A 21,392-nucleotide genomic window follows, 5' to 3' on the forward strand; every position below is an offset into this window, starting at 1 on the left:
GTTCTCTTCATGACGGACTTGCGGTACATCAGTGCCCCCCCGGGACGGTCGGTGTGTAGGTAGTGATGCTCGCCGGGCGTGCTTGGTTGCGCTCCGCGCCCCATGCTGAGTAACAGGTCGGACACAGCAGCGGTGGCGAGCGGGAGGCAGGCTACATGGCACGCGAATCGGAGTCGGGACTGCCCGTCGAACCGGTCTACGGACCCGGTGACCTGGCGGGATGGGACCCCACCGAGAAGCTCGGCGAACCGGGCGGTTACCCCTTCACCCGGGGCGTCTACCCCTCGATGTACACCGGCCGGCCCTGGACGATGCGTCAGTACGCGGGCTTCGGCACCGCCGTCGAGTCCAACGCCCGCTACCAGCAGCTGATCGCCCACGGCACCACGGGCCTGTCCGTCGCCTTCGACCTGCCCACCCAGATGGGCCACGACTCCGACGCCCCGCTCGCGCACGGCGAGGTCGGCAAGGTCGGGGTCGCCATCGACTCGCTCGACGACATGCGGGTGCTGTTCCAGGGGATCCCGCTGGACAAGGTCTCCACCTCGATGACCATCAACGCCCCGGCGGCGCTGCTCCTGCTGCTCTACCAGCTGGTCGCCGAGGAGCAGGGCGTCGCGGCGGACAAACTCACCGGCACGATCCAGAACGACGTGCTCAAGGAGTACATCGCGCGCGGGACGTACATCTTCCCGCCCTCGCCGTCCCTGCGCCTGATCGCGGACATCTTCCGCTACTGCCGGGCCGAGATCCCGAAATGGAACACGATCTCGATCTCCGGCTATCACATGGCGGAGGCCGGCGCCTCGCCCGCGCAGGAGATCGCCTTCACCCTCGCCGACGGTATCGAGTACGTCCGTACGGCCGTCGCCGCCGGCATGGACGTCGACGACTTCGCACCCCGCCTCTCCTTCTTCTTCGTGGCCCGCACCACCCTGCTCGAAGAGGTCGCCAAGTTCCGCGCCGCCCGCCGGATCTGGGCCAGGGTCATGAAGGAGGAGTTCGCCGCCCAGAACCCCAAGTCGCTGATGCTCCGCTTCCACACCCAGACCGCAGGGGTGCAGCTCACCGCCCAGCAGCCCGAGGTCAATCTGGTGCGGGTGGCCGTCCAGGGCCTCGCGGCCGTCCTCGGCGGCACCCAGTCGCTGCACACCAACTCCTTCGACGAGGCGATCGCGCTCCCCACCGACAAGAGCGCCCGGCTCGCCCTGCGGACCCAGCAGGTCCTCGCGTACGAGACCGACGTGACCGCGACCGTCGACCCCTTCGCCGGGTCGTACGCCGTCGAGCGCATGACGGACGGCGTGGAGGCGGCGGCGCTCACGCTGATGGCGCGGGTCGAGGACCTGGGCGGGGCGGTCGCCGCGATCGAGCGCGGCTTCCAGAAGGAGGAGATCGAGCGCAACGCCTACCGCATCGCCCAGGAGACCGACAGCGGCGAGCGGGTCGTGGTCGGCGTCAACCGTTTCCTCACGGACGTGGAGGAACCGTACGAGCCGCTGCGGGTGGACCCGGCCATCGAGGCCCAGCAGGCCGAGCGGCTCGCGCGGCTGCGCGCCGAGCGCGACCAGGGGGCCGTGGACGCGGCGCTGGCGGAGCTCAAGGAGGCGGCGCGCGGCGCGGAGAACGTGCTGTACCCGATGAAGACCGCCCTCAAGGCGCGGGCGACAGTGGGGGAGGTGTGCGGCGCGCTGCGGGAGGTGTGGGGCACGTACGTCCCCAGCGACGCCTTCTGAGGGCCCCGTGGCCGGCCGTGTCTCCCTGACGCGGCGTCATCGGATTCCGTATCGCGGAATAGGCGGGCACGCTGTCCGAGGCCTGTGTCAGACTCCGGCCATGCTGGGTGTCACCGATCTGCCGACGTATCTCGCGGGCCTCGCCCTGATCATTCTGCTGCCGGGGCCGAACTCCCTGTACGTGCTGTCCGTCGCCGCCCGCAAGGGCACCCGGACCGGCTACAAGGCCGCGGCCGGGGTGTTCACGGGCGACACGGTCCTGATGACCCTGGCCGCGCTGGGCGCGGCCTCGCTGCTCCAGACGACCCCGCTGCTCTTCATGATCGTGAAGTACGCGGGCGCGGGCTATCTGACCTGGATGGCCATCGGGATGCTGCGGGCGGCCTGGGCGATGTGGCGCCGGCGCGGGGAGCCGGCGGGCGAGCAGCCCGCGGAGGCAGCCACCGGCGGGGTCGAGCGCCCCTACCGCCGGGCGCTGATCATCAGCCTGCTCAACCCGAAGGCGATCCTCTTCCTGATCTCCTTCTTCGTGCAGTTCGTGGACCCCGGGTACGCCTACCCGGCGCTCTCCTTCCTGGTGCTCGGCACGCTGCTTCAGCTCGGCAGCTTCCTCTACCTGACGACGCTGATCTTCGGCGGTACACGGCTCGCGGCCGCGTTCCGCAGCCGTAAGCGGCTGTCGGCGGGGGCCACCACGGCCGCCGGCGCGCTCTTCCTCGGCTTCGCGGTCAAACTCTCGACGGCCGGTGCTTGACCCTCACACCGTGTGAGGCCGTGCAGTAGGAGTCGTCATGTTCACCATCGGAGACTTCGCCCGCCACGGCCGTGTGTCGGTCCGCATGCTGCGCCACTACGACGCGATCGGACTGCTGCGCCCGGCCCACAGCGACCCCCGCACCGGCTACCGCTTCTACGAGGCGGAGCAGCTCGCCCGGCTCAACCGCGTCATCGCCCTCAAGGACCTCGGCTTCACCTTGGAGCAGGTGAGGTCGATCCTCGACGAGGAGCTCGGCGCGGACGAGCTGCGCGGAATGCTGCGGCTGCGCCGCGCCGAACTGGAGACGGTGATGGCGGCCGCGGCCGCAGGGCTCGCGCAGGTCGAGGCGAGGCTCCGTGCGATCGAGAGTGAGGGACACATGTCCGCCACCGATGTCGTGATCAAGAGCGTTCCGCCCGTACGGCTGGCCGAGCTGAGCGGGGTCGCCGCGAGCTACGAGCCCGAGGACGTCGGGCCCGTGATCGGCCCGCTGTACGAGGAGCTCTGCCGCCGCCTGGAGGCCGCGGGGGTGACCCCGATCGGCGACGGGCTGGCGTACTACGAGGACGCCCCGGACGGCGGCGTCACCGTCCACGCGGGTCTGCAGGTCGCCGAGGGCGCCGAGGGCGACTTCGACGTGGTCGTCCTGCCCGGCATCGAGCAGGCGGCGACCGTCGTCCACCGGGGTTCGATGGACGACGTCCTGCCGACCGCCCAGACCCTGGCGACCTGGATCGACACCAACGGCTACCGCTCGGTCGGCTACGCCCGCGAACTGTGCCTGGAGTACGCGGAGGACCCGGCCAAGTGGGTGACGGAACTCCAGGAACCGGTACTCCGCGCCTGACCCGGCACACAACCGCAGGGGCGCCCGCGCCGCGAGGCCGGGCGTCCCTCGCTGCGTCGGGCTCGGGCCGGGCTGCCGTCCGGCGTCCACGTCGCCGAGCAGGCCGGCGACCGGAACCCCCGGCGCGGGCGGCCCGGCGTACGGGCCGTCGGCGCCACCCGGACCGCTGCCGCCCCGCCCCGCCCCCTATCCCAGCGCCGCCCTCTTCAGCCGTCTCGCCCGGCGGGCCATCCTGCGGACCGCCGCGTGGCGTGGCACGGGGAGGCCGCCCGGGAGGCCGAGGATCGTCAGGCGGCGGCGGGTGAAGTAGCGCCAGGTGTCGGGGGTCGGACGTTCCGACAGGTGGCGTTCGGCCGCACCGCGCAGGTCCGCGCGGATCTGCGGCTGCATCGCGAAGCCGACCGCGGCGATCAGGCCCGCCACCCGCTCCCGCACCTGGGTCGCGGACGGCGGTGCCCAGTCGGTGACGGCGGCCGGGTCGTTGAGGTCGGGGAGCAGGGCGTCCACGAGGGTGACCGGGACGCGGTTGCTGTTCTGGTACGGGGTGAGCCGGTCCAGCAGCATGCCCGTGCCGATCCGGGCCACCGGGATCCCGTAGAACGTGCTCGCCGTCAGCAGGGCCGTCGAGAAGCAGCCGACGACCAGCGCGGGGCGCAGCTGACGGTAGAGGACCTCGGCGAGGACCGGCCGGTCCAGGACCGTCAGCTCGGCGCCCAGCGCCAGCGCCTCCCGCTCCAGCGTCTTCGACCAGGCCGCCGGGGCCGACGGGTGCGGCTTGAAGACGAGGCGGCTGTGGCCGAGGACGACCGCGCCGCGCACCATCCGCAGGTGCAGGTCCTCCTCCTCGGCGGGGGAGAGGATGCCGAGCGCCGAGAGGTACTGGCCGAGCAGCAGGACCGGGGCGTCCAGGCCCGGCTCCTCCTCGTCCTGGGCGAGCTCGGCGACGACCTTCGTGAAGGCCTCGGTCGGTACGAGCCGGGGGACCGCCCCGAACTCGCCCAGCAGCAGCGGGGTCAGACCGGGCACCAGGTCCAGGTGGAGCACCCGCCGCACCCGCTCCCCGACCAGCGGGGCGAGCTTGTTGCGGGTGGGGCCGTAGCTCATCAGCCCGTCGGCGTACACGTCGAGCGGCGCGTCCGGGAAGAGCTGGGCCACCGACAGGGCCGGGGCGACCTGGAGGGACTCCACCACGAGCTCGACCCGGTCCTCACCGAGGCCCCACAGCAGCCGCAGCTGCCGCTCCCACAACGGGATGTCGTCCGGGCGCGGCGACCAGCCCGAGGGGTGGAGCGGCGCGATCGTGTCGTTCCACGAGACGACGGAGTCGAACCGGCCCCGCAGCCGTTCGAAGCCGGGCATCCCGTCGAGCGGGGTGGCGGTCTCGGGCACCGGGCCGTTGGTGCTGACCAGCAGCATCCGGCGGTCGGCCGGGGCGAAGCAGCCGCTGTCCAGGGCGGCGGCCAGGGTGACCGCGCCGTACAGCGTGGAGGCGAAGAAGATCTGTGTCGTCCTCATCCGTGCTGCCGCCTTTCCGTCCGCCTGCCGGCTCGTGATCATTTCCGTCCGGGTCCCCGCACTCATGCCGCGCTCTCCGCCGGCACCACTCTGCGCCGCACTTTCCGCAGCCGCGCCGCCCGCTCCGCGTCCATCGCGGCCAGCGCCTCCTTGAGCGCGTCCTGCGGCATACGCTTCAACGCCGCCGCGCTCCACGACCGCAATTTCTTCGCCACCTGCGGCTCGTACCGCTCCATCGTCCCGAGATGGTGGGCGATAATCGCACAGTACGTGCGCACCGCTTTCGGCATCAGCCGTTCGGAATCAGGGTCCTGCGACGTTTCTTCGAGTACCTGGTCGAATGCCCGGATGAAATCGAGCTGACGCATGTCGCCAATCTGTGTGAGCGATGTGGAGATCCCCCGGCGGTAGAAGATCCCGAGGGTGCCGACCGTGGCGAACGACTCCGCCTCGCGGTGCAGCCGCCAGATCCACGGCCGGTCCTCGGCCGTCCGCAGCCCGTCCGTGAAGTGCAGCAGCCCCCGCTCCAGGAGGCGCCGGTGGTACATCCCGGCCCAGGCGTAGGGGTAGTCCACCGAGGTGGTGCGGTGCGCCGGCAGTATCGCCTCGCGCGGGTCCAGCACCTCGTCGCGCCGCCCCACCGGGGCGCGATGGACCGTGCGCGCCCTGCCCTTGCACCGCACATGGTCGGTACGGACGAAGTCGCAGCCGAGCCGGTCCATGGCGGCGACCAGCCGGTCGTAGTGGCCGGGGGTCAGCCAGTCGTCGCCGTCCAGGAAGGTGAGGTACCGCCCGCGGGCCGCGTCGAGCCCGGTGTTGCGGGCGGTGGCCAGGCCGCCGTTGCGCTCGTGTCTGATCAGGACCGCGCCCGGGATTTCCCGTTCGGCGCGCCGCAGGAGTTCGGGTGTTCCATCCGTCGAACAATCGTCGACCAGCAGGAACTCGAAGTCGTCCCGGGCGTTGGCCCGCAGACTTCGCAGGGTGTCGGGGGCATATGTCTGCACGTTGTAGAACGGCACGACGACGGAGAGCTTGACCACCCGCGTGACGCTAGGCCGCCCCCCGGCATTCACCCTGACCGGAAAAGGGATGACGGGTGAATACGGAGCGTCGAACCTGTTAACCCGTTTGTTCCGCGCGAACTCCAGGGCGATTCCCTGGCTTTTTCAGTGTGTGTAGTGATGCTGTTCACCCTTTGTTGTGGGCGAGTTGGGCCAGGAAGCGGAATGCCTTTCTAACGTCCTCGGCGTGCCATCACGTACCAGCGAACACGCACGGATCGCCGTCCTCGCGGACTCCGACACCCGGTGGAAATGGGGCGCCCTCACCGCCCGCCGCATCGCCCCCGAGGAGTCGGAGGTGACCGGCTTCCTGCTGCGCGGCCGGGCCACCCCGACCGCGCGCCAGCTCGCCGAGGTCGCGGCCGGCATCGCGGCTCCGAGCGAGGTGACCGGGCACGAGTTCCTGCACGCGGTACGCGACGGCGGATACGACGTCGTGGTCCTCGCCCTCGCCGGCGGCACCGTCCAGGCCATGCTCCAGGGCCTGGCCGCCCAGCCCGTCGAGGGCCGGCCCGTGATCGTCACCGGCTATGTCGGCGTCGTCTACGAGAAGCTCGCCGACGGACTCCTCCTGCGGCACGGAGCGGACGTCGTCCTCGCCAACTCCCGCCACGACGCCGAGCGTTTCCGCGCCGTGTACGAAGGCGTGGGCGCCGACCCCTCCTCGGTCGTCGAGGCCGCGCTGCCCTTCCTCGGCGGCGACCCGTACGCCCCGAAGGCCGGCCGGGACACCGTCGTCTTCGCCGCGCAGCCGTCCGTACCGGAATCCCGCGCCGACCGTACGTACCTGCTGCGCCGCCTCGTCGAGCACGCCCGGCTCCACCCGCACCGCGAGGTGCTCCTCAAACTCCGCTCCCGCCCCGGCGAACACACCACGCACCTGGAGGAGCTCCCCTACCAGCGGCTCGCCAAGGGCATCGCGGCCCCGCGCAACTTCCGCCTGGTGTACGGGCACATGGGCGAGGTCCTCGACCGTACCGACCTGCTGGTCACCGTCTCCTCCACGGCCGCCCTGGAAGCCCTGCACCGCCGCATCCCCACCGCGGTCCTCACCGACCTCGGGATCCGCGAGCCGCTCGGCAACCACCACTTCCTCGGCTCGGGACTGCTCACCTCCTGGGACCGGCTCGACGGCGGCCACCGTCCCGAGCCCGACCCCGACTGGCTGGCCCGCCAGGGCGTCGCCGCTGGCGGTCCCCCCACGCCGCCCGGCGTAGGTGGAGGGGCGTACGCCACCGCCTTCGACGCGGCCCGCGCCCGCGTCGCCCACCTGCGCGGCCAGGACCGGCTGCCGCCGCTCGCCCCGTACTACACACCCGCCACCGCACCCGGCTATCTGCCCGGCATCCTCGCCCGCCACCGTCTCGACGCCGCCACACCGGCCGCCCCCGTATCGGGCGTACGCCGCGTGGTCCGGGACATGGCACGCGGCGCGTACCGGCACGGCGTCCAGCGCGTGGCCCCCGTCATCCGCCGCCTGGGAGAACTCTGATGACCACCGTGCTCGCCGTGATCCCCGCGAGGGGCGGCTCCAAGGGCGTCCCCGCCAAGAACCTCGCCCCCGTCGGCGGCATCCCGCTCGTCGCCCGCGCGGTCCGCGCCTGCCGGGCCGCCCGCCTGGTCACCGACGTCGTCGTGACCACCGACGACCCGGCCGTCGCCGCGGCCGCCCGCGCCGCCGGCGCCGAGGCCGTGCACCGCCCCGCGCGGCTCGCCACCGACACCTCCACCAGCGAGTCGGCCGTCCTGCACGCCATGGACGCCTTCGAGGCGCTGCACGAACGCCCGGTCGACGTGGTCCTCCTCGTCCAGTGCACCAGCCCCTTCCTCACCCGCGAGGACGTGGACGGCGTCGTCGCCGAGGTCGCCGAGCTCGGCGCCGACACCGCCGTCACCGTCGCCCCCTTCCACGGCTTCGTGTGGCGCCGGCCCGAGGACGGCGCCCGCGGCGTCAACCACGACAAGGCCCACCGCCCCCGCCGCCAGGACCGCCCCCAGGACTTCCTGGAGACCGGCGCCGCCTACGCCATGGACGCCAAGGGCTTCCGCAGCCACGAGCACCGCTTCTTCGGCCGCACCGCCCTGGTCGCCACCGACCCGGCGCGCGTCCTGGAGATCGACGACCCGCACGACCTGGAGCGCGCCCGCGCCCTCGCCCCCCTCCTCGACGGACCCGCGCACACCACCACCCCCGGCCGCGAGGACATCGACGCCGTCGTCCTCGACTTCGACGGCACCCAGACCGACGACCGCGTCATCGTCGACTCCGACGGCCGCGAATTCGTCTCCGTACACCGCGGCGACGGCCTCGGCATCGCCGCGCTGCGCCGCGCCGGACTGCACCTGCTCATCCTCTCCACCGAGCGCAACCCCGTCGTCGCCGCGCGCGCCCGCAAGCTGCACATCCCCGTCCTGCACGGCATCGACCGCAAGGACCTCGCCCTGAAGCACTGGTGCGAGGAGTACGGCGTCGACCCGCAGCGGGTGCTCTACGCCGGGAACGACGTCAACGACCTGCCGTGCTTCTCCCTGGTCGGCTGGCCCGTCGCGGTGGCGAGCGCCCATGACGCCGTACGGGCCGCGGCCCGGGTCGTCACCGTCACCCCCGGCGGCGCCGGCGCCATCCGCGAGATCGCCGGCTGGCTCCTCGGCCCCACCCTCAGCACCTCCGCCACCCCCTGACCCCCACGCCTCACCCCCCCCGTAGTCCACACCCCGTAAGGAACCCGGATCCATGACCTCCCGTCTGCGCACCTTCGGCTCCTCGACCGCGGGCCCCGGCCGCCCCGTCTACATCACCGGTGAGATCGGCATCAACCACAACGGCGACCTCGGCAACGCCTTCGCCCTGATCGACGCCGCCGCCGACGCCGGCTGCGACGCGGTCAAGTTCCAGAAGCGCACCCCGGAGATCTGCACCCCCCGCGACCAGTGGGACGTCGAGCGCGACACCCCCTGGGGCCGGATGACGTACATCGACTACCGCCACCGCGTCGAGTTCGGCGAGGAGGAGTACCGCAAGATCGACGAGCACTGCCGCAAGCGCGGCATCGACTGGTTCGCCTCCCCCTGGGACACCGAGGCCGTCGCCTTCCTGGAGAAGTTCGACGTCCCCGCCCACAAGGTCGCCTCCGCCTCCCTCACCGACGACGAGCTGCTGCGCGCCCTGCGCGCCACCGGCCGCACCGTCGTCCTCTCCACCGGCATGTCGACCCCGCGCCAGATCCGGCACGCCGTCGAGGTCCTCGGCAGCGCCAGCATCGTGCTCTGCCACGCCACCTCGACCTACCCGGCCAAGGCCGAGGAGCTCAACCTGCGGGTGATCAACACCCTCCAGCAGGAGTACCCGAACGTCCCGATCGGCTACTCCGGCCACGAGACCGGACTGCAGACCACCCTCGCCGCCGTCGCCCTCGGCGCCTGCTTCGTCGAGCGCCACATCACCCTCGACCGCGCCATGTGGGGCTCCGACCAGGCCGCCTCCGTCGAGCCCGGCGGCCTCACCCGCCTCGTCCGCGACATCCGCACCATCGAGACCGCCCTCGGCGACGGCATCAAGAAGGTGTACGACTCCGAACTCGGCCCGATGAAGAAGCTCCGCCGGGTCCAGGGCCTCGTGGCGGCATGACCGGCCAGCTGGCGTTCGTCGAGAGCCCCGTCCAGCTCCTGAACGTCCTGGAATGGGCCCACACCTCGACACTCCCCGCCATCCCGGCCCAGCGCACCCCCACGTCCCCCGGCCGGGACGTCACTGTCGTGGTCCTTCCCCCCACCGACCCGATGTCCCGCGGCCAGCTCCGCCGCATGGCCGAGCTGGCCCGCGACGAGGGCGTGACGGTGCGCTGGCAGGAAGCCCGCGGCGGCGCCGGCGCCGTCCCGCGTACCCTGCGCGCGCTCGTCCCGGAGCTGAACCGCGCCGAACGGATCGTCATCGGCGACCCCTTCTCCCGCTACGTCCAGCTCCTGCTCACCCTCGTCCGTACGACCCGGATCACCGTCGTCGACGACGGCACCGCCACCATGGAGTTCGCCGGCCAGCTCGCCCGCGGCGAACGGCTCGTACGCTGGCACCGGCGCGGCAGCCGCGGCCCCCGCGAGCTCGCCCTCGCCCCGGTCGGCGCCCTCGCCCGTCGCCGCCTCGCCCCCGGCCGCCGCCGCACGGTGGAAATCTTCACGGCCCTCCCCGTCGAACCGCCGCCCGGCACCACCGTGACCCGCAACGGCTTCCGGTGGACCCGCGCCCGCTTCGGACCACCCCGCATCACCCGCGGCGCGGACCTCGTCGGCACCTCACTCGTCGAGACCGGCGTCGTCGACCCCGACCAGTACGCCGACGCCGTCTCCGCCCTCGCCCGGGCACACGGCGCCACCCGCTACTTCGCCCACCGCCGCGAGAGCGTGGAGAAACTCCACCGGATCGCGGTCGACACAGGACTGGAGATCGTCCGCCCCGACCTCCCCCTCGAACTGATCGCCCGGCGCGGCCCGGTCGGCCACACCGTGCTCAGCTTCCCCTCCACCGTCGTCCACACCCTCCCGCTCGCCCTCGAAGGCACCGGCGTACGGATCGCGGTCTGCGAGATCGCCCCCGAATGGCTGCGCCACACCGCCTCACCCCGCGCGCGCGGCTTCCTGGAAGGAGTCACCGGCACCGCGGCCGACCACGTACAGCGGGTGGCTTTCGGGGACTCGCCGCATCTCCGGGCGCTCTGACGGCGTTCGCGGGTGCCGCGCGCCGGTCGGGGTAGGCGCACAGGTGGCTGCCGCGCTGTCCAGGCCAAGATGCCGAAGTTGGGGCAGCGTACCCACCCGGACGGAAAGTCATGCCTCCGGCGACCACTTTTCTTCCCCTATCGGGCTGAACTTTTGTTGATCGACGGACAGTTGGCCCCCGACCCGCCGTACCCTTCAACAGGTGAACCAGTTGATGTCCCGCGAGCCCGACGCCGGCCTGCCCGGCGACACACCCCTGACCGGCACCCTGACCGAACCCCTGCTCTCCGAGCTGATCGACTTCCGTCGGGACCTGCACATGCACCCCGAGCTCGGCAACCAGGAGTTCCGTACGACCGCCGCGATCAAGGCCCGGCTGGAGGCCGCGGGGCTCGCCCCCCGGATCCTGGTCACGGGCACGGGGCTCATGTGCGACATCGGTACCTGGGACCGGGAGCGGCCCATGCTGGCGCTGCGCGCGGACATCGACGCCCTGCCCATTCCGGACACCAAGACGGACGTCCCGTACCGCTCGACCGTGCCGGACCGCGCCCACGCCTGCGGGCACGACATCCACACCACCACCGTCCTCGGCGCCGGACTCGTCCTCGCAGACCTGCACAGCAAGGGACTGCTCCGGCACGCCGTACGGCTGATCTTCCAGCCCGCCGAGGAGGTCCTGCCCGGTGGCGCGCCCGACGCCATCGAGTCGGGCGTCCTCGACGGGGTCGGCCGGATCATCGCCGTGCACTGCGACCCGCGGGTCGACGCAGGGCGGATCGGACTGCGGCCCGGCGCCATCACCTCCGCCTGCGACCGGCTCGAAGTCACCCTCGACGGCCCCGGCGGCCACAGCGCCCGCCCGCATCTGACCACCGACCTCGTCACCGCCGCAGCCAAGGTCGCCACCGAGGTCCCGGCCCTGCTGTCGCGCCGGGTCGACACCCGCGCCGGCCTCGCCGTGACCTGGGGCCGGATCGAGGCCGGGCACGCGTGCAATGTGATCCCGCAGCACGCCGAGCTCTCCGGCACCGTCCGCTGCCTGGACCTCGCTGCCTGGCACGAGGCCCCGGACCTGGTGCACGCCGCCATCGACGAGATCGCCAACCTCCACAAGGCCAAGTCGCAGATCAACTACATCCGGGGCGTCCCGCCCGTCGTCAACGACCCGGCCGTCACCGACCTGCTGCGCGACGCCATGGCCGCCCGGCGCGGGCCGCACACCGTCGAGGACACCGAGCAGAGCCTCGGCGGCGAGGACTTCTCCTGGTACCTGGAGCACGTGCCCGGCGCCATGGCCCGGCTCGGCGTCCGCAGGCCGGGTGACAACGCCCGGCGGGACCTCCATTGCGGTGATTTCGACGCCGACGAGCGGGCCATCAAGGTGGGTGTCGAGCTCTTTACCGCCGCCGCGCTGATCGACAGCAACCAGCGGTGAACGATCGGTAATCAGCCATGACACATTTCTGACACCTTCCGTTCGCGACGATCCGATAACAGCTTCCGTACGGGGCTTTATCTGACATCTACGCGCGTTACGATCCACGCGAAACCAGCGCCGGAAGAGGCGCTTCGGTCAGGTTTGAAGGAGCCTCCCCTTGCGCCGGATCACCAGGATCACGACCGTGGGCATCGCCTCCGCGGCGCTTGCCCTCACTGCTACCGCCTGTGGCGGAAAGACCTCCTCGGACGCGGGGTCCGACGGCCAGGCCAAGGCGGCCATCGCGTACGACATCGGCGGCCGTGGCGACCAGTCGTTCAACGACGCCGCCTACGCGGGCCTGAAGAAGGCCGAGGACGAGCTCAACATCAAGGGTGCCGAGGCCGAGCCGTCCGAGGGCGAGGGTGACGCGGACAAGGTCCAGCGTCTCACCGAGCTGGCCCGCTCCGGCAACAACCCGGTGATCGGCGTCGGTTTCGCCTACGCGCCGGCCATCGAGAAGGTCGCCAAGAAGTACCCCAAGACCACCTTCGGCCTGATCGACGACACTTCGAAGACCGGCCCGAACATCGCCAACCTCGTCTTCAACGAGGAGCAGGGCTCCTACCTGGCCGGCGTCGCCGCCGCCAAGGCGTCCAAGACCGGCACGGTCGGCTTCATCGGCGGTGTCGAGGTTCCGCTGATCAAGAAGTTCGAGGCGGGCTTCGTCCAGGGCGTCACGGACACCAACCCCAAGGCGAAGGTGCTCAAGCAGTACCTGACCCAGCCGCCGAACTTCGACGGATTCGCCAAGCCGGACCTCGGCAAGGCCGCCGCTCAGGGCATGCTCGACAAGAACGCCGACGTGATCTACGCCGCCGCCGGCCTCGCCGGCTCCGGTGCGATCGAGGCCACCGCCACCGCCGGCAAGTGGGCCATCGGCGTCGACTCCGACCAGTACAACCAGAAGGGTCTGGCCAAGTACAAGGCCAAGATCCTGACCTCGGTCACCAAGGACGTCTCGGACTCCGTCTTCAACCTGATCGAGTCGGTCAAGAAGGGCAAGCCGCAGTCCGGTGAGGTCCGCTACGGCCTCGACAAGGACGGCGTCGGCCTGGCCAACTCCAACCCGGAGTACCAGAAGATGACCGACCTGATCGCCGCCGTCGAGAAGGCCAAGGCCGACATCATCGCCGGCAAGATCAAGGTCAAGACCGCTCCGTAAGGACACGCAGGTCACGACCTGAGCCCGCGGGCCCGGCCACGGTGGCACTCCACCGCAGCCGGGCCCCGGCCCCATTCCGCACCCGCATTTCACATTTCGGCAGCGCTACGCGTGTAGACGTTCCTCCGGCACGATAACTTCGCCCCGCCCTGCCCCCGCTCCCACTCCTTTCGGCCAAGGAGAGTGCGTCATCAACGCGTCCAGCAGCCCCCCCGCCGTAGAACTCCACGGCATCACCAAGCGATTCCCCGGCGTCGTGGCCAACCACGACATCAACCTCACCGTGCGCAAGGGAACCGTTCACGCCCTCTGCGGTGAGAACGGTGCCGGCAAGTCGACCCTGATGAAGATCCTCTACGGCATGCAGAAGCCGGACGAGGGCACCATCACCGTCGACGGCACCCAGGTCTCCTTCGCCACCCCCGGCGACGCCATCGAGCGCGGCATCGGCATGGTGCACCAGCACTTCATGCTCGCCGACAACCTCACCGTCCTGGAGAACGTCGTCCTCGGCGGCGAGAAGCTCCACGGCATCGGCGCCAAGGCCCGTAAGAAGATCCTTGAGATCTCCGATGCGTACGGTCTCGGGGTACGCCCCGACGCGCTCGTCGAGGACCTCGGCGTCGCAGACCGCCAGCGTGTGGAGATCCTCAAGGTTCTCTACCGAGGCGCCAAGATCCTGATCCTGGACGAGCCCACCGCGGTGCTCGTCCCCCAGGAGGTCGACGCCCTCTTCGCCAACTTGCGCGAGCTCAAGGCCGAGGGCCTCACCGTCATCTTCATCTCGCACAAGCTCGGCGAGGTCCTGTCCGTCGCGGACGACATCACCGTCATCCGCCGCGGCACCACGGTCGGCACCGCCGACCCCTCCTCCACCACGCCCCGCCAGCTCGCCGAGCTGATGGTCGGCAGCGAGCTGCCCTCGCCCGAGACCCGAGAGTCGACGGTCACCGAGGTGCCGATGCTCAAGGTCGAGAACCTGCGGCTGACCGCCACCGACCCCGACGGAGTCGTCCGCGAGGTCCTCGCCGGCATCGACTTCACCATCCACAAGGGCGAGGTCCTGGGCATCGCCGGTGTCGAGGGCAACGGCCAGACCGAGCTCATCGACGCGCTGATGGGCCTGCGCGACCCCGACGGCGGTGTCATCACCCTCGACACCGACGACATCTCGCACGCCTCCACCCGCAAGCGGCGTGAGGACGGCATCGGCTACATCCCCGAGGACCGCCACCGCCAGGGCCTGCTCCTGGAGTCCCCGCTCTGGGAGAACCGGATCCTCGGCCACGTCACCGAGCGGCCCAACTCCCGCCGCGGCGTCCTCGACCTCAAGGCCGCCCGCCAGGACACCGAGCGGATCGTGCGCGAGTACGACGTCCGCACCCCCGGTATCGAGGTCACCGCGGCCTCCCTCTCCGGCGGCAACCAGCAGAAGCTGATCGTCGGCCGCGAGATGAGCCACGCCCCCAAGCTGCTCATCGCCGCCCACCCGACGCGCGGCGTCGACGTCGGCGCGCAGGCGCAGATCTGGGACCGGATCCGCGAGGCACGCCACGAGGGCCTGGCGGTCCTGCTGATCTCCGCCGACCTCGACGAGCTGATCGGCCTGTCCGACACCCTGCGGGTGATGTTCCGCGGCCGGCTCGTCGCCGACGCGGACCCCGCCACGATCACTCCGGAGGAGCTGGGCTCGGCCATGACCGGCGCCGCCACCGGTCACCTCGAGCACCCGGAAGACGGTGACGCCCGATGAGGAAATTCGACAAGGACCGGCTGATTCTGGGCCTGGCCGGCCCGGTGGTCGCACTGGTCGTGGCCATCGCGCTCACCACGGTGGTGCTGCTCGTCTCGGGCACCAACCCGATCGAGCCGTACCGCATCATGTTCGAGCAGGTCAGCTACACCGACGTACAGGTGCTGATTGTCAACCAGGCCGGTATCTACTACCTGGCGGCGCTCGCGGTGGCCATCGGCTTCCGGATGAACCTCTTCAACATCGGTGTCGACGGCCAGTACCGCCTCGCGGCCATGCTGTCGGCGCTCGTCGGCGCCTCGATCGAGCTGCCGGGCCCGCTGCACATCCTGCTCATCATGCTCGTCGCCATGCTGGTCGGTGCGTTCTGGGCGGGTATCGCGGGCATCCTGAAGACCACCCGCGGCGTCAGCGAGGTCGTCTCGACGATCATGCTCAACGCGATCGCGACCGCGCTCGTGGCCTACCTGATCCTGCCGAAGAACTTCGGCGTGCAGCCGGAGGGCTCCAACAACCTGACCACCGGCGAGATCGCCGAGTCGGGATGGTTCCCGGGCCTTTCGATGGGCGAGGGAGCCGGTGAGATCTACGGCTTCACCTTCGTCGCCGTCGCCCTCGGTGTCCTCTACTGGTTCGTCCTCAACCGCACCCGCTTCGGCTTCGACCTGCGCGCCACCGGCGCCAGCGAGTCCGCGGCCCAGGCCAGCGGTGTCGACGCCAAGAAGATGATCCTCACCTCGATGCTGATCTCGGGCGCGGTCGCCGGTCTCGCCGGCATGCCGACGCTGCTCGGCGAGACCCACACCTACAGCCTGGACTTCCCGGCCGGCGTGGGCTTCACCGGTATCACCATCGCCCTGCTCGGCCGCAACAGCCCGATCGGCATCGCCTTCAGCGCGCTGCTGATCGCCTTCCTGGACAAGTCCTCGGCCTCCCTCGACCAGCACGGCTACGAGAAGGAGATCGCCACGATCATGCAGGGCCTGATCGTGATCTCCGTCGTCGTGTCGTACGAACTCGTCCGCCGCTACGGCCTCCGCCGCCAGCAGCAGAAGGTCGGCGAGGAGCTGGCCGCCGGCGGCGCCATCAAGACCGACAAGGAGGTTGCGGCATGAGCGAGAGCACGAGCACGGTCTCGGTGACCAGCGCCGCGCCCAAGAAGGGCGGCGGCCGCCGCAAGCTCACCCTGCCCTGGATCCTGCTGATCATCGCGGGCGGCCTCGCGCTGGTCTCGCTGGTCCGGGTGATCAGCGGCGCCGACGACCTCACCTCCGTCGGCCAGGTCTCCGGCGCCCTCGAACTCGCCGTGCCGATCGGCCTCGCCGGTCTCGGCGGCCTGTGGGCCGAGCGCGCGGGCGTGGTCAACATCGGTCTCGAAGGCATGATGATCCTCGGCACCTGGTTCGGTGCCTGGGCGGGCTTCCAGTGGGGGCCGTGGACCGGTGTCGTCTTCGGCATCATCGGCGGCGCGCTCGGCGGTCTGCTGCACGCGATCGTCACCGTCACCTTCGGCGTGAACCACATCGTCTCCGGTGTGGCGATCAACATCCTCGCCGTCGGTGCCACCCGCTACCTGTCGAACTTCACCTTCGCCGACGCCGAGGGCGGCTCCTCCAAGCAGTCCCCGCGCATCGACGCGATCACCGAGATCACCATCCCGGGCCTGTCCGAATGGCTCGCCGACCTCCAGGCCAAACACTGGTTCCTGGTCTCCGACATCGCCGGGGTCGTCGGCGGTCTGGTCACCGGCCTCTCGCTGCTGACCGTGGTCGCGCTGCTGCTCATCCCGGGCACCTGGTGGGTGCTGTGGCGCACGGCCTTCGGCCTGCGGCTGCGCTCCTGCGGTGAGAACCCGGTCGCGGCCGAGTCGCTGGGCGTCAACGTCTACAAGTACAAGTACATCGCCGTCACCGTCTCCGGTGGGCTGGCCGGTCTCGGTGGCGCGTTCCTCGCCATCGTCGCCACCGGTATCTACCAGGAGGGCCAGACAGGCGGCCGCGGCTACATCGGTCTCGCCGCGATGATCTTCGGTAACTGGATGCCGGGCGGCATGGCGCTGGGCGCCGGGCTCTTCGGCTTCACCGACAGCCTCAAGCTGCGCGGTGGCGCGGAGAACGTCCACGCGATGCTGCTGCTGATCGCGATCCTGCTCACGCTGGTCGTCCTGTGGCAGCTGTACAAGAAGAAGTACCTCGGCGCGGCGATCTCCGCGGTCGTGGCCGCGGGTCTGTACCTCTGGTACGCCTTCACCGACCAGGTCCCGAGCCAGTTCGTGGACGCGGCCCCGTACGTCACCACGCTCCTCGTGCTCGCCCTGTCGGCGCAGCGGCTGAGGATGCCGAAGGCGGACGGTCTGCCGTACCGGAAGGGCCAGGGCAAATGACGGACGCTGACTGGGGGGCCCTGCGGGAGGCCGCGCGGGACGCCATGTCCCGGGCGTACGCGCCGTACTCGGGCTACCCGGTCGGCGCCGCCGCCCGGGTCGACGACGGAAGGACCGTCACCGGCTGCAACGTCGAGAACGCCTCGTACGGCATCGGGCTGTGCGCCGAGTGCGGTCTCGTCTCGCAGCTTCAGCTCACCGGCGGCGGCCGGCTGACCCACTTCACCTGCGCGGACGGGCGGGGCGAGATCCTCGTGCCGTGCGGGCGGTGCCGGCAGCTGCTGTACGAGTTCGGCGGCCCGGAGCTTCTCGTGGACACCCCCAAGGGGATCCTGCCGCTGGCGGACATGCTGCCGCAGGCCTTCGGCCCGGATCACCTCAGGTAGTAACCCGGCGGCCCTTCCCTGCAGTTGGAAGGGCCGCCGGTCCTTTCCCTCTCTATGCGCGTAGAGTCGCGCACGCACGTACTTCATTGCCGGAAGGAATGCCATGGACGCCATTTCCGTGATCCGTACCAAGCGGGACCGGGGCGAGCTCAGCCCCGAGCAGATCGACTGGGTCATCGACGCCTACACGCGCGGCGAGGTCGCCGACTACCAGATGGCCGCCCTCAACATGGCGATCCTGCTCAACGGCATGAACCGCACCGAGATCGCCCGCTGGACCGCGGCGATGATCGCCTCCGGCGAGCGGATGAACTTCGACTCGCTCTCCCGCCCGACCTCCGACAAGCACTCCACCGGCGGCGTCGGCGACAAGATCACCCTCCCGCTGGCCCCGCTCGTCGCCGCGTGCGGCGCGGCCGTCCCGCAGCTGTCCGGCCGCGGCCTCGGCCACACCGGCGGCACGCTGGACAAGCTGGAGTCCATCCCCGGCTGGCGCGCGCTGCTCTCCAACGAGGAGATGCTGCACGTGCTCGACACCACCGGCGCCGTGATCTGCGCGGCGGGCGACGGCCTGGCCCCGGCGGACAAGAAGCTGTACGCGCTGCGCGACGTCACCGGCACCGTCGAGGCGATCCCGCTGATCGCCTCCTCCATCATGTCGAAGAAGATCGCCGAGGGCACCGGCTCGCTCGTCCTGGACGTCAAGGTCGGCACCGGCGCCTTCATGAAGACCATCGAGGACGCCCGCGAGCTGGCCTCCACCATGGTCGCCCTCGGCACCGACAGCGGTGTGAAGACGGTGGCCCTGCTCACCGACATGTCCACCCCGCTCGGCCTCACCGCGGGCAACGCCCTGGAGGTCCGCGAGTCGGTCGAGGTGCTGGCCGGCGGCGGCCCGGCCGACGTCGTCGAGCTGACGGTCGCGCTGGCCCGGGAAATGCTGGAGGCGGCCGGCATCAAGGACGCCGACCCGGCCAAGGCGCTCGCCGACGGCTCCGCGATGGACGTCTGGCGCCGGATGATCGCGGCCCAGGGCGGCGACCCGGACGCGGCTCTCCCGGTCGCCCGCGAGCAGCACGTCGTCACCGCCCCCGCCTCGGGCGTCCTCACCCGCCTGGACGCCTACGACGTCGGCATCGCCGCCTGGCGACTGGGCGCCGGCCGCGCCCGCAAGGAGGACCCGGTCCAGGCCGGCGCGGGCGTCGAGCTCCACGCCAAGCCGGGTGACACGGTCACCACGGGCCAGCCGCTGCTGACCCTGCACACGGACACCCCGGAGAAGTTCGACTACGCCCTGAAGTCCCTGGAGGGCGCGTTCGACGTGGCCCCCGCGGGCACGGCGTTCACCCCGAACCCGATCGTCCTGGACCGCATCGCCTGACGGCCCGCGCCCTCGGCTCGGGGGTGAACGGGACCGGTGGATCCGCCGGTCCCGTTCACCCCCGATGAGTTCCGCCCCTCCCACGGGTCTCCCGTGTGTGGAAGCCACGCAACCGATCGTCCTCCAGCTCTCCGGCCGGATCACCCGCATCGACGTGCCCGCGCTCTGCGCCGAGCTCGCCGCCCGGCTCTCCGGGCGGGATCCGACCGAGGTGGTGTGTGAGGTCGGCGCGCTCACGCACGCCGACCTCACCGTCGTCGACGCCCTGGCCAGGCTCCGCCTGACCGCCCACCGCCTCGGCCACACCCTGCGGCTGCGTGGCGCCGACGGGCGGCTCAGGCTTCTCCTCGGGCTCGTCGGGCTGGAGGAGCTGCTGCTCCAGGACCCGCCCTAGCCCTCCAGCCGGTCGGGCAGCTCGAACAGCGGGAACCAGCGCTCGGTGTCCAGGAAGCAGTGCATGCCGGTGATCGCGCCCTCGCGGATGTCGATGACCTGAAGCGCCCACGGCACGAAGCCCGGCCCCTCCGGGTCCGGCTTGTAGTGCGCGAACGCCGGCGTGCCGTTGGCCACCGTCGCCATCAGCCTCGATCCCGCGCAGCTCGCGCCGAGGGTGAGCATGAAGCCGGTGATGTCGTCGTGGCCCTGCAGCCACAGGTCGAACGGCGGCATCGTCATCACCGCGTCCTCGTGCAGCAGCGCGGTCAGGGCCGCCATGTCGTACCCCTCGAAGGCGGCCACGTACCGCTCCAGGAGCTTGCTCTGCTCCTCGTCGAGCGGGTTCGCCGTGTCGGGCACCTGGCCCTCCGTCTCGGCCAGCGTCGCCCGCGCCCGCTGCAGGGCGCTGTTCACGGAGGCGACCGTCGTGCCGAGGAGCTCGGCGACCTCGGCGGCCTTCCAGGCCAGGACCTCGCGCAGGATCAGCACGGCCCGCTGCTTGGGCGGCAGATGCTGGAGCGCCGCGACGAACGCGAGCCGGACCGACTCACGGGCCACCGCGGTCTCCGCCGGGTCGGCCACCGTGGGCAGCACCCGCCCGTCCGGGACCGGCTCCAGCCAGGTGTTCTCCGGCATCGGGTTGAGCGCCGCCTGGGCCAGCGGGGAGGGGCCGCTCAGATCGACCGGGCGGGCCCGCTTGTTCCCCGCGTTCAGCGCGTCCAGGCAGACGTTGGTGGCGATGCGGTAGAGCCACGAGCGCAGGCTGGAGCGCCCCTCGAACTTCTCGTGGCTCCGCCAGGCCCGGACCATCGTGTCCTGCACCGCGTCCTCCGCCTCGAAGGCGGAGCCGAGCATGCGGTAGCAGTAACCGGTCAGCTCCGTGCGGTACTTCTCCAGCTGGGACTCAAGGTCCGCGGACATTGCCAGATCACTCATGGGTCACCCCTGTCGCCCCTCACCGGCCCGCTCGGCACCGGTGAGGGGAAATTACCGCAGGGGACTGACAACGGCGCTCAGGTGCCGGGCTTGCGCCCGTATACGTACACGTCGTCGCCGTTGCGGAGCAGGTTCCAGTACGCCTTCGCGTCGGCCGTGCGCATGTTCACACAGCCGCCTGAGCCCGGCGGGTTCCACATCGACTTGGTGGTGGAGTGGAACGCCTGCCCGCCGTCGAAGAACTGCGCGTACGGCATACGCACGTTGTAGATGGTCGACCAGTGGTTGATGTTGCGCCAGTAGATCTTCTTGGAGCCGGTACGGGTCTCGGTGCCGTCCTTGCCCGTACGCACCGGCACCGGGCCGTACTTCAGCCGGGCGCCGTCCTGGATCCAGCTGAGCTGCCGGGTCAGGTCCACGCAGGCGATCCGGCCGCGGCTGGTGGGACAGGCCCGCGCCTTGTTGGGGTTCGAGCCGGCCGCCCGCTGGGCCAGCATCGTGTTCATGGTCCGCCAGGTCAGCGGCCCGGCGTAGCCCACGGTCGGGGTGATGCCGTGGGTCCGCTGGAAGGACTGGATGGCCCGGCAGTCGGCGGCCGACTGCCGCCCGTCGACCGTCCGGCCCAGGAACTTCTCCACCTGCTTCTGGTACGGCCCGGTCGACAGGTTGCACGACGCGGCCTGCGCGGGTGCGGCGCCGAGGGCCACGGTCAGCGGTACGACCAGACCGGCGAGGCCGAGCGCGACACCCGCCCGGCGGCGTATCACGTTCATGATGATCAACTCCCCTGTGCACGGCGAGCGTTGACGCTCTGTGCGTGGGACGCGCACAGGGGGTGGATGGT

At 71.0% G+C, this 21,392-nt stretch carries 19 protein-coding genes; 15 read left to right on the top strand and 4 right to left on the bottom strand.

The window, feature by feature from the left end:
• Nucleotides 1–155: 155 nt before the first annotated feature.
• The 3 genes from IEZ01_RS28940 (at nt 156) to IEZ01_RS28950 (ending at nt 3,340) form a co-directional block, all read left to right on the top strand.
• Entirely contained in the window at nt 156–1,736 is a 1,581-nt protein-coding gene (locus tag IEZ01_RS28940) for an acyl-CoA mutase large subunit family protein (protein WP_189204625.1), read from the top strand.
• A gap of 100 nt (nt 1,737–1,836) precedes the next feature.
• Nucleotides 1,837–2,490 (top strand): leucine efflux protein LeuE, encoded by a 654-nt coding sequence (leuE, locus tag IEZ01_RS28945; protein WP_019888938.1) that lies wholly within the window; start codon nt 1,837–1,839, stop codon nt 2,488–2,490.
• 37 nt (nt 2,491–2,527) lie between these two features.
• Entirely contained in the window at nt 2,528–3,340 is an 813-nt protein-coding gene (locus IEZ01_RS28950) for a MerR family transcriptional regulator (RefSeq protein WP_189204627.1), read from the top strand.
• Between the two features lie 186 nt (nt 3,341–3,526).
• Here the strand turns inward: IEZ01_RS28950 and IEZ01_RS28955 are convergent, their stop codons facing one another.
• Together IEZ01_RS28955 and IEZ01_RS28960 are read right to left on the bottom strand one after the other, a co-directional pair.
• Nucleotides 3,527–4,855, bottom strand: coding sequence for an alpha-2,8-polysialyltransferase family protein (locus IEZ01_RS28955; protein ID WP_229833268.1), 1,329 nt, complete (start codon nt 4,853–4,855; stop codon nt 3,527–3,529).
• Between the two features lie 62 nt (nt 4,856–4,917).
• Nucleotides 4,918–5,895 carry a glycosyltransferase family 2 protein gene (locus IEZ01_RS28960; RefSeq protein WP_019888941.1) on the bottom strand — a complete coding sequence of 326 codons (978 nt, stop codon included), beginning with the start codon at nt 5,893–5,895 and terminating at the stop codon, nt 4,918–4,920.
• 208 nt (nt 5,896–6,103) lie between these two features.
• On the opposite strand from IEZ01_RS28960, the gene IEZ01_RS28965 reads away from it, so the two are divergent.
• The 12 genes from IEZ01_RS28965 (at nt 6,104) to IEZ01_RS29020 (ending at nt 19,571) form a co-directional block, all read left to right on the top strand.
• On the top strand, nt 6,104–7,408 hold the full coding sequence (locus IEZ01_RS28965) for a DUF6716 putative glycosyltransferase (RefSeq protein ID WP_189204629.1): 1,305 nt from the start codon (nt 6,104–6,106) through the stop codon (nt 7,406–7,408).
• Entirely contained in the window at nt 7,408–8,598 is a 1,191-nt protein-coding gene (locus IEZ01_RS28970) for an N-acylneuraminate cytidylyltransferase (protein ID WP_189204631.1), read from the top strand. The genes IEZ01_RS28965 and IEZ01_RS28970 overlap by 1 nt, the downstream gene beginning before the upstream one ends.
• Nucleotides 8,599–8,650: 52 nt before the next feature.
• Nucleotides 8,651–9,544, top strand: a complete 894-nt coding sequence (locus tag IEZ01_RS28975) for an N-acetylneuraminate synthase family protein (protein ID WP_019888944.1) — start codon at nt 8,651–8,653, stop codon at nt 9,542–9,544.
• Nucleotides 9,541–10,629: a hypothetical protein gene (locus IEZ01_RS28980; protein WP_019888945.1), complete on the top strand. Its 1,089-nt coding sequence runs from the start codon at nt 9,541–9,543 to the stop codon at nt 10,627–10,629. Before IEZ01_RS28975 ends, IEZ01_RS28980 begins: the two co-directional genes overlap by 4 nt.
• A gap of 214 nt (nt 10,630–10,843) precedes the next feature.
• Nucleotides 10,844–12,067 (top strand): amidohydrolase, encoded by a 1,224-nt coding sequence (locus tag IEZ01_RS28985; protein WP_189204676.1) that lies wholly within the window; start codon nt 10,844–10,846, stop codon nt 12,065–12,067.
• A gap of 160 nt (nt 12,068–12,227) precedes the next feature.
• Nucleotides 12,228–13,274: a BMP family lipoprotein gene (locus IEZ01_RS28990; RefSeq protein ID WP_189204633.1), complete on the top strand. Its 1,047-nt coding sequence runs from the start codon at nt 12,228–12,230 to the stop codon at nt 13,272–13,274.
• A 190-nt stretch (nt 13,275–13,464) separates the two neighbouring features.
• On the top strand, nt 13,465–15,027 hold the full coding sequence (locus IEZ01_RS28995) for an ABC transporter ATP-binding protein (RefSeq protein ID WP_028797875.1): 1,563 nt from the start codon (nt 13,465–13,467) through the stop codon (nt 15,025–15,027).
• Nucleotides 15,024–16,142, top strand: coding sequence for an ABC transporter permease (locus tag IEZ01_RS29000; RefSeq protein ID WP_189204634.1), 1,119 nt, complete (start codon nt 15,024–15,026; stop codon nt 16,140–16,142). The genes IEZ01_RS28995 and IEZ01_RS29000 overlap by 4 nt, the downstream gene beginning before the upstream one ends.
• Nucleotides 16,139–17,410, top strand: a complete 1,272-nt coding sequence (locus tag IEZ01_RS29005) for an ABC transporter permease (RefSeq protein ID WP_019888950.1) — start codon at nt 16,139–16,141, stop codon at nt 17,408–17,410. Before IEZ01_RS29000 ends, IEZ01_RS29005 begins: the two co-directional genes overlap by 4 nt.
• Nucleotides 17,407–17,796, top strand: a complete 390-nt coding sequence (locus IEZ01_RS29010; RefSeq protein WP_019888951.1) for a cytidine deaminase — start codon at nt 17,407–17,409, stop codon at nt 17,794–17,796. Before IEZ01_RS29005 ends, IEZ01_RS29010 begins: the two co-directional genes overlap by 4 nt.
• A 103-nt stretch (nt 17,797–17,899) precedes the next feature.
• Nucleotides 17,900–19,177: a thymidine phosphorylase gene (locus IEZ01_RS29015; RefSeq protein ID WP_189204636.1), complete on the top strand. Its 1,278-nt coding sequence runs from the start codon at nt 17,900–17,902 to the stop codon at nt 19,175–19,177.
• Nucleotides 19,178–19,274: 97 nt separating this feature from the next.
• Nucleotides 19,275–19,571, top strand: a complete 297-nt coding sequence (locus IEZ01_RS29020) for an STAS domain-containing protein (protein ID WP_189204638.1) — start codon at nt 19,275–19,277, stop codon at nt 19,569–19,571.
• Here the strand turns inward: IEZ01_RS29020 and IEZ01_RS29025 are convergent.
• Together IEZ01_RS29025 and IEZ01_RS29030 are read right to left on the bottom strand one after the other, a co-directional pair.
• Nucleotides 19,568–20,548 carry a sigma-70 family RNA polymerase sigma factor gene (locus IEZ01_RS29025; protein ID WP_028797877.1) on the bottom strand — a complete coding sequence of 327 codons (981 nt, stop codon included), beginning with the start codon at nt 20,546–20,548 and terminating at the stop codon, nt 19,568–19,570. The genes IEZ01_RS29020 and IEZ01_RS29025 overlap by 4 nt on opposite strands.
• A gap of 77 nt (nt 20,549–20,625) precedes the next feature.
• Nucleotides 20,626–21,321, bottom strand: a complete 696-nt coding sequence (locus IEZ01_RS29030) for a L,D-transpeptidase family protein (protein ID WP_189204640.1) — start codon at nt 21,319–21,321, stop codon at nt 20,626–20,628.
• Nucleotides 21,322–21,392: the final 71 nt, after the last annotated feature.

The sequence above is a fragment of the Streptomyces purpureus genome (assembly GCF_014648195.1).
Taxonomy (GTDB): Bacteria; Actinomycetota; Actinomycetes; order Streptomycetales; family Streptomycetaceae; genus Streptomyces; species Streptomyces purpureus.

Excerpts from the sequence above, each read along its gene's own strand:
- IEZ01_RS28940 (WP_189204625.1), top strand. The coding sequence starts at position 156 with ATGGCACGCGAATCGGAGTCGGGACTGCCCGTCGAACCGGTCTACGGA.
- leuE (WP_019888938.1), top strand. The coding sequence starts at position 1,837 with ATGCTGGGTGTCACCGATCTGCCGACGTATCTCGCGGGCCTCGCCCTG.
- IEZ01_RS28950 (WP_189204627.1), top strand. The coding sequence starts at position 2,528 with ATGTTCACCATCGGAGACTTCGCCCGCCACGGCCGTGTGTCGGTCCGC.
- IEZ01_RS28955 (WP_229833268.1), bottom strand. The coding sequence starts at position 4,855 with ATGAGGACGACACAGATCTTCTTCGCCTCCACGCTGTACGGCGCGGTC.
- IEZ01_RS28970 (WP_189204631.1), top strand. The coding sequence starts at position 7,408 with ATGACCACCGTGCTCGCCGTGATCCCCGCGAGGGGCGGCTCCAAGGGC.
- IEZ01_RS28975 (WP_019888944.1), top strand. The coding sequence starts at position 8,651 with ATGACCTCCCGTCTGCGCACCTTCGGCTCCTCGACCGCGGGCCCCGGC.
- IEZ01_RS28980 (WP_019888945.1), top strand. The coding sequence starts at position 9,541 with ATGACCGGCCAGCTGGCGTTCGTCGAGAGCCCCGTCCAGCTCCTGAAC.
- IEZ01_RS28985 (WP_189204676.1), top strand. The coding sequence starts at position 10,844 with ATGTCCCGCGAGCCCGACGCCGGCCTGCCCGGCGACACACCCCTGACC.
- IEZ01_RS29000 (WP_189204634.1), top strand. The coding sequence starts at position 15,024 with ATGAGGAAATTCGACAAGGACCGGCTGATTCTGGGCCTGGCCGGCCCG.
- IEZ01_RS29005 (WP_019888950.1), top strand. The coding sequence starts at position 16,139 with ATGAGCGAGAGCACGAGCACGGTCTCGGTGACCAGCGCCGCGCCCAAG.
- IEZ01_RS29010 (WP_019888951.1), top strand. The coding sequence starts at position 17,407 with ATGACGGACGCTGACTGGGGGGCCCTGCGGGAGGCCGCGCGGGACGCC.
- IEZ01_RS29015 (WP_189204636.1), top strand. The coding sequence starts at position 17,900 with ATGGACGCCATTTCCGTGATCCGTACCAAGCGGGACCGGGGCGAGCTC.
- IEZ01_RS29025 (WP_028797877.1), bottom strand. The coding sequence starts at position 20,548 with ATGAGTGATCTGGCAATGTCCGCGGACCTTGAGTCCCAGCTGGAGAAG.
- IEZ01_RS29030 (WP_189204640.1), bottom strand. The coding sequence starts at position 21,321 with ATGAACGTGATACGCCGCCGGGCGGGTGTCGCGCTCGGCCTCGCCGGT.